The sequence below is a fragment of the Actinacidiphila epipremni genome, assembly GCF_012034175.1.
In the GTDB taxonomy this organism is placed as follows: domain Bacteria; phylum Actinomycetota; class Actinomycetes; order Streptomycetales; family Streptomycetaceae; genus Actinacidiphila; species Actinacidiphila epipremni.
In genome coordinates, this window is record NZ_JAATEJ010000025.1 from 45,294 (window position 1) to 57,811 (window position 12,518).

General features: G+C 74.3%; 12 protein-coding genes. 6 read left to right on the top strand and 6 right to left on the bottom strand.

Going from position 1 to position 12,518, the window contains the following annotated elements; all coding sequences use genetic code 11:
- Positions 1 to 26: 26 nt before the first annotated feature.
- Positions 27 to 950 carry a quinone oxidoreductase family protein gene (locus tag HCN08_RS26305; protein ID WP_167985741.1) on the top strand — a complete coding sequence of 308 codons (924 nt, stop codon included), beginning with the start codon at positions 27 to 29 and terminating at the stop codon, positions 948 to 950.
- Here the strand turns inward: HCN08_RS26305 and HCN08_RS26310 are convergent.
- A complete protein-coding gene (locus HCN08_RS26310; protein ID WP_167985742.1) occupies positions 940 to 1,344 on the bottom strand; it encodes a hypothetical protein in 405 nt (134 codons plus the stop codon). The genes HCN08_RS26305 and HCN08_RS26310 overlap by 11 nt on opposite strands.
- A gap of 146 nt (positions 1,345 to 1,490) precedes the next feature.
- On the opposite strand from HCN08_RS26310, the gene sigJ reads away from it, so the two are divergent.
- Positions 1,491 to 2,414: an RNA polymerase sigma factor SigJ gene (gene sigJ, locus HCN08_RS26315; RefSeq protein ID WP_167985743.1), complete on the top strand. Its 924-nt coding sequence runs from the start codon at positions 1,491 to 1,493 to the stop codon at positions 2,412 to 2,414.
- Between the two features lie 32 nt (positions 2,415 to 2,446).
- Here the strand turns inward: sigJ and HCN08_RS26320 are convergent, their stop codons facing one another.
- Positions 2,447 to 3,397 carry an AraC family transcriptional regulator gene (locus tag HCN08_RS26320; protein ID WP_167985744.1) on the bottom strand — a complete coding sequence of 317 codons (951 nt, stop codon included), beginning with the start codon at positions 3,395 to 3,397 and terminating at the stop codon, positions 2,447 to 2,449.
- A 158-nt stretch (positions 3,398 to 3,555) separates the two neighbouring features.
- On the opposite strand from HCN08_RS26320, the gene HCN08_RS26325 reads away from it, so the two are divergent.
- On the top strand, positions 3,556 to 4,566 hold the full coding sequence (locus HCN08_RS26325) for an SDR family NAD(P)-dependent oxidoreductase (protein WP_167985745.1): 1,011 nt from the start codon (positions 3,556 to 3,558) through the stop codon (positions 4,564 to 4,566).
- A 252-nt stretch (positions 4,567 to 4,818) separates the two neighbouring features.
- The gene (locus tag HCN08_RS26330) at positions 4,819 to 5,487 is read left to right on the top strand and encodes a class I SAM-dependent methyltransferase (RefSeq protein ID WP_167985746.1); all 669 of its coding nucleotides are present in this window, start codon (positions 4,819 to 4,821) and stop codon (positions 5,485 to 5,487) included.
- Positions 5,488 to 5,499: 12 nt separating this feature from the next.
- On the opposite strand, the gene HCN08_RS26335 is transcribed toward HCN08_RS26330, so the two are convergent.
- Positions 5,500 to 6,195, bottom strand: a complete 696-nt coding sequence (locus HCN08_RS26335; RefSeq protein ID WP_167985747.1) for an HD domain-containing protein — start codon at positions 6,193 to 6,195, stop codon at positions 5,500 to 5,502.
- 68 nt (positions 6,196 to 6,263) lie between these two features.
- Positions 6,264 to 6,809 (bottom strand): ABC transporter permease, encoded by a 546-nt coding sequence (locus HCN08_RS26340; protein WP_167985748.1) that lies wholly within the window; start codon positions 6,807 to 6,809, stop codon positions 6,264 to 6,266.
- A gap of 335 nt (positions 6,810 to 7,144) precedes the next feature.
- Here HCN08_RS26340 and HCN08_RS26345 point away from each other — a divergent pair, with 335 nt between their 5' ends.
- Positions 7,145 to 7,855, top strand: a complete 711-nt coding sequence (locus tag HCN08_RS26345; protein WP_167985749.1) for a copper homeostasis protein CutC — start codon at positions 7,145 to 7,147, stop codon at positions 7,853 to 7,855.
- A 25-nt stretch (positions 7,856 to 7,880) separates the two neighbouring features.
- Here the strand turns inward: HCN08_RS26345 and HCN08_RS26350 are convergent, their stop codons facing one another.
- Positions 7,881 to 9,992, bottom strand: a complete 2,112-nt coding sequence (locus HCN08_RS26350) for a HelD family protein (protein WP_407648885.1) — start codon at positions 9,990 to 9,992, stop codon at positions 7,881 to 7,883.
- A gap of 371 nt (positions 9,993 to 10,363) precedes the next feature.
- Between HCN08_RS26350 and HCN08_RS26355 the strand changes: the two genes are divergently transcribed.
- A complete protein-coding gene (locus tag HCN08_RS26355; protein WP_167985750.1) occupies positions 10,364 to 10,537 on the top strand; it encodes a hypothetical protein in 174 nt (57 codons plus the stop codon).
- 57 nt (positions 10,538 to 10,594) lie between these two features.
- On the opposite strand, the gene HCN08_RS26360 is transcribed toward HCN08_RS26355, so the two are convergent.
- The gene (locus HCN08_RS26360; RefSeq protein ID WP_167985751.1) at positions 10,595 to 12,247 is read right to left on the bottom strand and encodes a DNA repair helicase XPB; all 1,653 of its coding nucleotides are present in this window, start codon (positions 12,245 to 12,247) and stop codon (positions 10,595 to 10,597) included.
- Positions 12,248 to 12,518 lie beyond the last annotated feature (271 nt).

Consider the following 12,518-nt stretch of genomic DNA (forward strand, 5'->3'; position numbering starts at 1 on the left):
GTTCGATCCGCGCACCGGAGGTGCCCATGCGTCGTGTCCGCTACGAGGTCAGCGGCGGTCCCGAGGTCCTGTTCACCGAGGACGCCGCCGTGCCGGAGCCCGGCCCGGGCGAGCTGCTGGTCCGTACCGAGGCGGTCGGCGTCACGCTCCCGGCGGTGCGCAAGGTCCGCGAGGGCGCGCAACCCGGACCGCTCGGCGGCGAGGTCGCGGGCACCGTCGAGGCGGTCGGCGAGGGCGTCACCGGCTTCGCGGCGGGCGACCGGGTCACCGGCCTGTGCTTCTCCCACGCCTACGCCGAACGGGCCCTCCTCCAGGAGCCGATGGCCTCCGCCGTGCCCGAGCGGGCGAGCGCCGTCGAGGCGGTCGCCCTCGTCCGCAGCGGCCTGGTCGCGCGCGGCGCGTACGAGGCGGCCGACCCGCGCCCGGGCGACGCCGTGCTGGTGACCGCGGCGGCCGGCGCGGTCGGCACGCTGGCTCTGCAATATGCGAAGGCGGGCGGCGCCTCCCGGGTCGTCGCCGCCGTCAGCAGCGCGGCCAAGGCGGACTTCGTCCGCTCCCTCGGCGCCGACGAGGTCGTGCTCTACGGCGACGCGTCCTGGGGCGAGCCGGTCGACGTCGTCCTCGACGGCGTGGGCGGCGACCTGCTCACCCCGGCGGTGCGCGCCCTCGCCCCGCGCGGCCGGCTGGTCGCCTTCAGCTCGGGCGGCGGCACGATCGACGCGTACGACCTGCTCGTCCGCAGCGCCTCGGCGATCGGATTCCAGATGGCGGCGGTCGCCCGCAGCGAGCCCGAGACCTACGCGCGCTGGCTCGGCGACGTGTGGGAGCTGCACCGGGCGGGCACCTTGAGCCCGCGCGTCTCCGCGCAGGTCCCGCTCGCCGCGGCGGCCCGGGCGCACGAGATGATCGAGTCCCGCAGCAACCTCGGCAAGGTCGTCCTCATCCCCTGACGCCCCGGCCGCGTACCGCCTCCGCCACCTGCCGGGCCAGCACCAGGACGCTCAGGCCGAACATCAGCACACCCAGCGGCACATGGACGGACGGCACATGCGCGATGCCCAGGACGACCTGGATCGACGCCAGGACCAGGAAGCCGGACGCGTGCGCAATGGGCGCAGCCGAGCCGCCGCCCGGCCGCCACGCCAGCACGGCGGCGAGCACGTACAGCATCGCCGCCCCGTACATCACCCGCGCCCCGGCGCTGTGCAGGTGCTCGCCGTACGAGGTGGACAGCAGCAGGCCCGCGCTGGCGGCCTGGAAGAAGATCGCCAGGGTCTGCAGGGCGGTCGCGACCGCCAGGAAGGTGACGGTCCGGCTGCGTGGCGCCGGCTTCTCAAGGGCCATGACGCGCCCCTCTCTTCTGCCCTCGGGCAGGGGATCGATTACGGTCTCACCAGGCCGACGACGCGGGAGCCCGCGATGTCAGGCGGCGGCGCGCGACATGTGACGCGCGCCTCAGGGGGAGCCGGGAAAGGGGCGGGGGACGGGCCATGGGCGAGTCCGGGAAGCAGCAAGGAGTGGCCGAAGTGGCCGCCGAGCGGGGCCAGTTGATCAACGTGGCCTATCGGCTGCTGGGTTCGCTGGCCGAGGCGGAGGACGCCGTGCAGGAGGCGTACGCGCGCTGGTACGCGCTCCCGCCCGGCCGGCAGCGGCAGATCGTCTCGCCCGGCGCGTGGTTGACGACCGTGGCCGGCCGCGTGTGCCTGGACCTGCTCGGCTCCGCCCGCGCCCGGCGCGAGCGCTACGTCGGCGCCTGGCTGCCCGAACCGGTGCCCGACCGTACGCAGTGGGCGGCCCGGCCCGGCGCCACGTCCGGTGAGGCCGCCGACCCCGCCGACCAGATCGTCCTCGACGAGTCCGTGGACATGGCCCTGCTGGTCGTGCTGGAGACCATGACGCCCGCCGAGCGGGTCGCCTTCGTGCTGCACGACGTCTTCCGCTACCCCTTCGCCGAGATCGCCCCCGTCCTCGGCCGCACTCCCGCCGCCTGCCGCCAACTCGCCTCCTCCGCACGGGCCCGGGTCCGCGCCGCCCCCGCCGTCGGGGCCGCGTCCGAGCCGGACCAGGCGGAGGCGGTGCGCCGCGTCAAGGAGGCGTGGCAGTCGCAGGACATCACCGCGCTGGTCGAACTCCTCGCCCCCGACGCGGTGATGACCGCGGACGGCGGCGGGCTGTCGTCCGCGGTCCTGCGCCCGGTCGAGGGCGGCCGGCGGATCGCGGAGTACATGCTCCACATGGCCTCGCGCGCCACCGGCCTGACACTGGTGGAGCGTTCCGTCAACGGCCGGCCGGGCCTGGTCGCCGAGATCGGCGGAGTGCCGCTGACCGTCGCGGCGTTCGCCGTCGCGGAGGGGCGGGTCACCCGGATCTGGGTGGTCCGCAACCCGGAGAAGCTGCGGGCGTGGGCGGGTTAGCGCGGGCCGGGTGGCGGGCGCGAGCGGCAGCGTCAGGGCGAACGCGGCAGCGTACGCGGTGAGTTGGCCGTCCGGTAGTCGCCGGGAGTCGTGCCGAGGACCCGGCGGAAGGCGACGCTGAGCGCGCTCTCCGAGCCGTAGCCGACCGAGCGGGCGATGGCGGCGAGGGTCGCCCCGCCGTCCCGCAGTTGGCGGGCGGCGAGTTCGATGCGCCACCGCGTGAGGTATTCCGACGGCCCTTGCCCGACCGCCGACTTGAAGCGGGCCGCGAGCGTGGAGCGGGAGACCGCCGCGGCGCCCGCGAGTTCGGCGACCGTCCACGTGTGCGACGGGTCGCGGTGCAGGCATGCCAGCGCCTCGGCGACCACCGGGTCGGCGAGACCGGCCAGCCATCCGGACACCGCGTGCGGCTCGCGCGCGAGGTGCAGCCGCAGCACATGGACGAGCATGACGACGGCCAGATGCTCGGCCACCAGCGTCGCGGCCATCGGCCGCTGCGCCAGCTCCCGGTCGATCGCGGCCAGCGCCCATTGCACCGTCTCGGCGTGCGGGGTGCCGGCCGGCACATGGACGACGGGCGGCAGCCGGTCGAGCAGCAGCTCCTGGGCGCGGGCGCCGAAGGTGAAGCCGCCGCCGAGCAGGAACACCTCGTCGCCGTCACCGTCGCCGGCTCGGGCCACCCCGCGCTCGGCCCGGGCGAACAGCGGCCCGGCGGGGACGGGGGCGGTGTGCGGATCGCCGCGCAGGGTGAAGGGCACGCTGCGGGTGAGCAGGTAGCAGTCGCCCTCCGCCAGCGCGACCGGCCCGCCGGCCCCCGCTCCCTCCCCGTCCACCTCCAGCAGGCAGGAACCGCGCCGCACGGCGTTGAATTTCACGACGTCGGGCGCCTCGAACCGCACCGCCCAGCGCCCGGCCGCCGCGAGGCCCGAGGAGAGGTGGGCGCGGGTGTCGAGCAGCGTCAGCACGTCCTCCAGCGGATCCACGGCACCTCCTCGTCGCGTTGACGGCGCCTCTTGCGGCCATTGCGCCTCTTGCGCCTCTTGCGCTCACTATGCTCACTGCCGCATGGGCTGGACGATGGCTAAAGAATAACGGACTTCCGACCATAGGGAGTCCGGGTGCGCGGCCGTAGCGTGGACATATGACCACGAACATCCAGCCCGGCACCCCCGCCCGCGACGACTCCGCCCTGCTCACCACCCCCTTCGGCCCGCACGCCACCGCGCGGGAGGTGATCGGCGGTGTGGACCTCCACGGCCGCCGCGCGGTCGTCACCGGCGGCGCCTCCGGCCTCGGCGCCGAGACCGTACGGGCCCTGGCGACCGCCGGCGCGCAGGTCACCGTCGCCACCCGCCGCCCGGCCGACGCCGCCCCGCTGGTGCGGGAACTGGCCGCCGTGCCCGGGGCGGGCCGGGTCACGGCGCACGCCCTCGACCTGTCCGACCCGGCCTCGGCCGCCGCCTTCGCGCGGGACTGGCGCGGCCCGCTCGACATCCTCGTCGCGAACGCCGGCATCATGGCGCTGCCCACCCGCACCCTCACCCCGGCCGGCTGGGAGATGCAGCTGGCCACCAACCACCTCGGCCACTTCGCCCTGGCCACCGCCCTGCACCCGGCGCTGGCCGCGGCCGGCGCCGCCCGCCTCGTCGTCGTCAGCTCCGGCGCCCACCGGGACGCCCCCTTCGACTTCGACGACCCGCACTTCGCCCGCCGCCCGTACGACCCCTGGGCCGCCTACGGCCAGTCCAAGACCGCCGACGTGCTGCTCGCGGTGGGCGCCGCCCGCCGCTGGGCCGGCGACGGCATCACCGCCAACGCCCTCAACCCCGGCTACATCCTCACCCGCCTCCAGCGGCACATCGACGACGCGACCATGCGCGCGTTCGGCGTGCTGGACGACGAGGGCAACCTGACGCCGCTGCCGTACTACAAGACCCCCGAGCAGGGCGCCGCCACCTCCGTCCTACTGGCCGCCTCGCCCCTGGTGGCCGGCGCCACGGGCAGCTACTTCGAGGACAACCGGCAGGCGCCGACCGTACGCCCGGGGGCCGTCGCCGAGGAGGGCCGCCCGGCCGGTGTCGCCGCCCACGCGCTCGACCCCGGGTCCGCGGACCGGCTCTGGGAGTACGCCACCGCGGCACTGCGCGCCTGACCGGCGGCTGCCCCGGTGCCGTGGTGCCTCGCCGGCGCCGGCCTGGGAGCCGGGGCCGCGCGGGGTGACCGTCAACAGCGTGCTGCCGGGCGGTGGATCACCGCGCAGACGCTGCACGCGGCCGGCGGCATGGTCTGAGCGCCGGCCGCGCAGTACGCCGGCGCGCCGCCGTGCACCCGGACGGGCCAGCGGCGGCGGGGTGAATTCGGCGAGTGGCGGACCTGAGCGCGGGGCATCCGCCAGGATGTGGCGGTGATTTCCGTGACATCCCTCACCACACCGGGGCCCACCGCGCAGGAGCGGCTGTACTGGGACTGGTACCAACGCCTCGGCCCCGGCGCCGAGATCCTCGGTGACGTCGCCGGAGCCTGCGTCGCCGACCTCGGAGCGGGGAACGGCGAACGGGCCGCGTACGTCGCGCAGGCGCTGGGCGCCGGCCAGGTCGCCGCGATCGACACCTCGGCGGTGCGCGTCACGCAGGGGCGCGAACGCTACGGCGACATCGCGGAGTTGGACTTCGTCCACGGCGACGCGGCGACCTACCTCGCCGCCGCCTCGGGCAGCATCGACGTGGCCTATTCCTGCTTCGGCGCCGCCGACTTCTCCGACCCCGTGCACCTGCTGCCCGCCGTCACCTCGGGCCTGCGGCCGGGCGGCGTCTTCGTCCTCGCGACGCTGGCCCACTACGAGGACGGCTCCGCGCCCGCGTCGCAGGTCCGCCCGGCCGAGGTGTCCGTACGGGCGCTCAGCGGCGGCCTGACGACCCGGCGGCGGTGGGTGCTCGAACCCGGCCTGTGGGAGAAGCTGCTGGCCGGCTGCGGCTTCACCGGCATCACCACCGAGGTCGTCCGCGACCCCGGCGGCGACCGCGAGCCGCCCGTCGCCACGACCCTCATCCGGGCGGTACGGGCCGCCGGTTGACCCCGCGCGGCCTCAGGCCTCCAGCAGTTCCAGCTCGGTGGTGAGGTTGCGGCGGGCGGTGCGGTCCCACTGCTCGCGGCCGTAGGGCGTATGGAACAGGTGCGGCAGGTCCAGGAGTTGGCGCAGGATCGCGGCCCGGCCGGTGCGGAAGTCCTGGTCCGGCACGAAGCCGTACTCGGCGCGCACGGCGGCGGCGTATGCGGCGTAGGAGGCGGGGTCGCCGGCCAGCACGGCGAGGTCGGCGTCGCACAGCACCTCGCCGTCCGCGTCACCGGGCGCCGGGTCGTGCGTCACCGTGAGCCGCACCAACCGCGCGACGTCCGCGATGCGTTCGGCCCCGACCCGCGCCTCCGCCAAGGCCCGCTCGGCGAGTTGGGCGCTGCGCTCCTCGTTCTCGCTGCGGTCCGGCCGGTAGACGGCGTCGTGGAACCACACGGCGAGCGCGACGGTGTCGGGGTCGTGCGCGTAGGCGGTCAGCTCCGTCGCGCGGGCGAGCACGTCCGCGAGGTGGTCCACCGTGTGGTACCGCCGCTGCGGTTCTGCCCACCGCTCCAGCAACTGCTCGCCGTACGGCTGGGGATCGGGCGCGTCGCCCGGCTCCGGGCCGGTGTCCCGCGCCGCCTCCTCCTGGCAGCGGCGGAGCAGCTGGTTCCACTCGGCGAGCAGGGCGTCGTGGCGGGGATGCGCGGCGGACCTGGTGTGAGGCATGCGGGCCATTGTGGCGGAATCACGCCACCGGTTCGCTCACGGGGGTGCACCCATGCCGCGCGTCGCGCTCACCGCAGCAGCGAGCGCTCCAGCCGCCGCAGCGCCAGCGCGAGGCAGCCGCCGCCGAAGACCGCGAGATAGAGCGCGGCGAACCCCACCCCCCACGTCATCCGCCCCAGGCACGGCTCGCGCACCAACTCGATGCACTGGTAGAGCGGCAGGCACTCCACCGCGATCTGCACCGGCCGCGCGTAGACGCCCAGCGGGTAGAACGTCGTCGCGAACAGGAACATCGGCAGCATCACCAACTGCACCAGCTGGAAGTCCTGCCAGCTGCGGATGTACGTGACCACGGCCAGGCCCGCCGCGGCGAAGGCGAACGCGATCAGCAGCGCGCCCGGCAGGACCAGCACCGCCCAGGCGGAATGGACCAGCCCGAAGGCGGAGATCGCGGCGCCGAAGACGACAGTGACCGCTGTGCCGCGCAGCAGCGCCCACGCCACCTCACCGAGCGCGATGTCGCGGATGCCCAGCGGGGTCGCGAGGATCGCGTCGTAGGTGTAGCGCGGCCGGGCACCACCCTCAGGGGCGCGAGGAACTGCGCGACAAGCCAAGATCCGGCGGATGGTCCCGCGACAACAGCAAGTGGCACCTCGCGGGGTGCAGCGCCGCCGGGCAACCAATCCGGGGGCGCGGGGAACTGCGCGCCCAGCCAAGAACGGCCGGACGATCCCGCGACAACAGCAAGCGGCACCCCGCAGGGTGTAGCGCGGCCGGGCAACCAATCCGGGGGCGCGGGGAACTGCGCGACAAGCCGCGGACCGGCGGATGGTCCCGCGACGACAGCAAGCAGCAGCCCGCAGGGCAGAGCCCGCCCGCAAGGGCACCCCCCGGGAGGGCAACCCCCCGGGACTCGCGCGCCGCGTAGGCGTATGGCAGGCTTAGCCATATGTCTAGACCAATCTTCGAGGTCATCGCCCTCGGCCCCGACGACGCGATCGCCGCCCAAACCGGCGGAGCCGACCGCCTCGAACTGGTCACCGACATGGCCGCGGACGGCCTGACCCCCTCCCGGGAAACCTTCGGCGCGATCCGCGCCGCCGTCGACCTCCCCCTCAGGGTCATGCTCCGCCTCTCCGACGGCTTCAGCGCGGGCGGCGCCCGCGAGCTCGACGCGCTGTGCGAAGCCGCGCAGGGCCTGCGCGCGGAAGGCGCCGACGAATTCGTCCTGGGCTTCCTCGACGACCGCGGCTCCGCCGACCTCGACGCCGTGCACGCCCTCGTCGACGTCCTCGACGGCTGCCACTGGACGTTCCACCGGGCCATCGACCGCGCCGCCGACCGCGACGCCGTACGCCTCCAGCTCGCCGGCCTCCCGGGCCTGGACACGTACCTGACCGCGGGCTCCCCGAAGGGCGTCGGCGCCGGCATGGACGTGCTGTGCGCGGAGGCCGCCCGCGGCGGCGAGCCCGGCTACGAGCCCCACCTCCTCGTCGGCGGCGGCCTCCTCCTCGACCACGTCCCGGAGCTGCGCGCGGCCGGCCTCGACGGCTTCCACGTCGGCGGCGCCGTCCGCGCCGGCGGCTGGTCCGGCGCGGTCGACCCCACCGCCGTCCGCACCTGGCGCGAGGCCCTGGACGCCCCCGTCGCCGTGGCGTAAACGTGCCCGGTGCCGCCCCCGGCGGCTACCCCGCCAGCGCCGCCGGCAGCTCCTGCGCGTGCAGCACCGTGAGCCCGGACACCGCACGGGTCAGCGTCACGTACAGCCGGCGCAGCCCCGTACGCCGGTCCGGCTCGGCCGCGACGATCGCCGCGGGCTCGGCGAGCACCACGTAGTCGTATTCGAGGCCCTTCGCCAGCGACGCCGGCACCAGCGTGAGCCGCGCCTGCGCGGACGTCTCCTCGCCCGGCGCGAGATACGCCAGCCCCGCCGCGTCCAGCGCGGCACCCAGCGCGGCCACGTCCGGGTCCGCCGCGATGAGCCCGATCGAGCCCTCGTGCGCCAGCGCCTCCTCGCACGCCGCCACGACCGCCGCCGTCAACTCGCCCGCGCCCACCGGCCGTACGGCGAAGTCGCCGCCCGCCTCACGTACCGACGTCGCCGGCGCCAGGTCGGGCGCGATCTCCGGCAGCAGCCGGGACGCGTACGCGATGACCTCGCGCGGCACACGGAAGCCGCGCGTCAACTCCTCGACGCGCGAGCCCGGTTTGCCCAGGTGCCGCAGCGCCTCCGCCCAACTCGCCGTCGACCAGGGCGTCGTGCCCTGCGCGATGTCCCCGAGCACGGTCGCCGAGCCCGTCGAGCAGCGCCGCCCCACCGCCCGGTACTGCATCGGCGAGAGGTCCTGCGCCTCGTCCAGCACCACATGCCCCAGCGACGGCGTGCGCTGCACGAGATCGCGCGCCTCGTCCACCAGCACCGCGTCCGCCGCCGACCACTTCGCCGACGCCAGCCCCCGCGCCGGCTTCGCCCACAGGATCGTCTGCTGCTCCTGCGCGTCGAGGATCCCCTCCGCCGCCTGCGCCAGGAATTCCGGCTCGGACAGCAGCCGCAGCACCAGCTTCGCCGGATCCACCGGCGGCCAGCACTGCTTGACCGCCGCCTTCACCGCGGTATTGCGCGCCACCGCGTCCTGCACCCGGTCGTCGGGCGCCTCGCCCGCCCGCTCCATCTGCACCAGCACCGCGTGCGCGATCCGCTGCGGCAGCGCGTCGTGCGCGGCCCCGTAGCGGATGTCCCGCTCGGCCATCTCCCGGACGATCTCCTCCAGTTCGTACGCCGGTACGCGCCACCGCCGCGAGCCGCGCACCACCACGACCCCTTCCGTGGGCATCCGGATGCCCGACCGCACCGCCCGCCGCAGCACCTCCGCCATCCGCGCGTCGCCCTTGATGCGCGCCGCGTCCGCCGGGTCCGCGCCCCGCACCGGCACATGGGCGACCAGGTCGTCCACCGTCGCCTGCTTGACGTGGAGTTCGCCGAGCGCCGGCAGCACCTGCTCGATGTAGCGCAGGAACGACGCGTTCGGCCCGATCACCAACGTGCCGGTGCGCGCGAGCCGTTCACGGTGCGCGTACAGCAGGTACGCCACCCGGTGCAGGCCCACCGCCGTCTTGCCGGTGCCCGGTGCCCCCTGCACGCACACCGTGCCGGTGACCCCGGCGCGGACGATCTCGTCCTGCTCGGGCTGGATCGTCGCCACGATGTCGCGCATCGGCCCGACACGGGGCCGCTCGATCTCGGTCTGGAGCAGCTTGCTCGCGGTCTCCGACTCGCCCGGGTCGGTGAGGTGCTCGTCCTCGTACGCGGTCAACTCCCCGCCGGTGTAGCCGAACCGGCGGCGCAGCAGCACGTCCATCGGCTCGGCGCGCGAGGCGCGGTAGAAGGGCTGCGAGACCGGCGCGCGCCAGTCGATCACCATCGGCTCGCCCTCGGCGTCGTGCACGTGCCGGCGCCCGATGTAGAAGCTCTCGCCCTGCGCGCCCTCGGCCAGCTCCACGCCGGGAGCGTGCTCGTAGTCGAGCCGGCCGAAGAACAGCGGGGTGTCGGAGAGGTCCGCGAGCGCCTTGATACGGGCGTCGATGGTGGAGGCGAGGATCTTGGCGTCCACCCAGTTGCCGGTGACGTCGCTGATGTCGAGCGCCTCGACGTCCTCGCGCATGGCCCGCAGTGCGGCGCGGGAAGCGGCGAGGTGGTCTCGCTCGCGCCGCAGGGGCGCGGGGGAGGTGTCCGCCGGCACCTCGGCGGCTCCGGACGGGACGGGGGTGGTGCGCTGGTTCTGGGCGTGCGAGGGCACGGCTCTGCCTCCGACTGGTCGGCGCTGGTCTGCGGTACGTGACGAGGGCCGGCCGGTTTCCGTCCGGTCGGCGGCACTCCCGTCCGGGAGGCGGGCAAGACGCGCGATCTTACGCCTGGGGCGTGCGGGTTGCGAACGGATTAACGGCCGGGGCCGCCGGCCGGGCGACGGGGCCGTACGACCCGGCCCGGTGACGTGGCCGGTACGACGTGCGCGGTCACCCGGCGGACGTACGACCGAGGGGGCAGGGTCAGGGTCGCCCCTGAGGGCGGAGTAGGGGGTGGGGGTCCGCCCGTGGGCGGAGGCAGGCTCCGCAGAATTACATCCTCAGCCCGACGTGGAGGGAATGCCGGATTTCGTACCGTAGGGACATGGCCTCCTCGACGATCACCCCAGGTCCGGCCGTGCACGGAGCGACCGTGCTCGGCACCCGTCCCGACGACCACCCACGCCATCGGCTCGGCGACGCGCTCCGCGCGATACGCGTCTACGCCGTCACCGCGGTGGAGGTGGTGCTGCTCGGCAACGAAAGGCAGCGCTTCTGACCACCCCCGCCACCGCCCCTGCCCCCGCGCCCCCGTCCGCGGACGCCCGCGCGCCCCTCAGATGTCCTCGCCCGCGCCCGTGAGCAGGTCGTCCGCGTCCACGATCCGGTACGCGTAACCCTGCTCGGCGAGGAAACGCTGGCGGTGCGCCGCGAAGTCCTGGTCGATGGTGTCCCGCGCCACCACCGAGTAGAAGCGGGCCTCGTGCCCGTCCGCCTTGGGCCGCAGCACCCGTCCCAGTCGCTGCGCCTCCTCCTGGCGGGAACCGAACGTCCCCGAGACCTGGATGGCGACGGTCGCCTCCGGCAGGTCGATGGAGAAGTTCGCCACCTTCGACACCACCAGCACCGACAGCTCACCCTGCCGGAAGGCCTCGAACAGCTTCTCGCGCTGCGCGTTCGGCGTCTCGCCCTTGATCACCGGGGCGTTCAGATGCTCGCCCAGCTCGTCGAGCTGGTCGATGTACTGCCCGATGACCAGGGTCTGCTGCCCGGCGTGCTTGGCCACCAGCGCCTCGGTGACCTTGCGCTTGGTGGCGGTCGTCGCACAGTAGCGGTATTTCTCCTCGGTCTCCGCGGTCGCGTACGCCAGCCGCTCGGAGTCCGTGAGGTTGACGCGCACCTCGACGCAGTCGGCGGGCGCGATGTAGCCCTGCGCCTCGATCTCCTTCCAGGGGGCGTCGAAGCGCTTGGGCCCGATGAGCGAGAAGACGTCCGACTCACGGCCGTCCTCCCGGACCAGCGTCGCCGTGAGCCCCAGGCGGCGCCGGGCCTGGAGATCGGCGGTGAACTTGAAGACCGGAGCAGGAAGGAGGTGGACCTCGTCGTAGACGATCAGGCCCCAGTCGCGGGAGTCGAACAGCTCCAGGTGCGGATAGACGCCCTTCCGCTTGGTCGTCAGGACCTGGTAGGTGGCGATGGTGACCGGGCGGATCTCCTTGCGCGTGCCGCTGTACTCGCCGATCTCGTCCTCGGTGAGCGAGGTGCGCCGGACCAGCTCGTGCTTCCACTGCCGGGCCGAGACGGTGTTGGTGACCAGGATGAGGGTCGTCGCCTTCGCCTCGGCCATCGCGCCGGCGCCGACCAGCGTCTTGCCCGCACCGCACGGCAGCACGACGACGCCGGAGCCGCCGTGCCAGAAGCCCTCGACGGCCTGCTTCTGGTACGGCCGCAGGGCCCAGCCGTCCTGCGCGAGCTCGATGGGGTGCGCCTCGCCGTCCACATAGCCGGCGAAGTCCTCGGCCGGCCAGCCCAGCTTGAGCAGCACCTGCTTGATCTGGCCGCGCTCGGAGGGGTGGACGGCGACGGTGTCCTCGTCGATCCGGGCGCCCACCAGCGGCTGGATGCGCTTGGACCGCAGGATCTCCTCCAGCACCGGGCGGTCGGTGGTGGTCAGCACGAGTCCGTGCGCCGGGTGCTTGCTCAGCCGCAGCCGGCCGTAGCGGTCCATCGTCTCGGCGACGTCGACGAGCAGCGCGTGCGGTACGGGATAGCGGCTGTACTCGACGAGGGCGTCCACGACCTGCTCGGCGTCGTGCCCGGCGGCCCGGGCGTTCCACAGCCCGAGCGGGGTGAGCCGGTAGGTGTGGATGTGCTCGGGCGCCCGCTCCAGCTCGGCGAAGGGGGCGATGGCCCGCCGGCAGGCGTCGGCCAGCTCGTGGTCGACTTCGAGGAGGAGGGTTTTGTCGCTCTGGACGATCAGACAGGACACGCGGGTTACCTCCGGGGCGGCCGGTGGAGGGCGAACGAAGAATTGTACGTCCGGCGGGGCGGGCGACAGGGTGGCCGCGGTCACTCCGGCCGTTGCACGGGGGCCGTGGTGTGAGGGGCGGACGCCATCCGTGCGAATCTGCTCCTTCCTTACTCGTGGCTTACATCCGCATTAGTCGTATTTGATGTTTTCTGCGGTCATGGATCACCAGCAGACGCATCCCCCCGCCGCGCCGCGCCGGCGAGGGACGTTCCGCGCGCTCGCGGCCTCC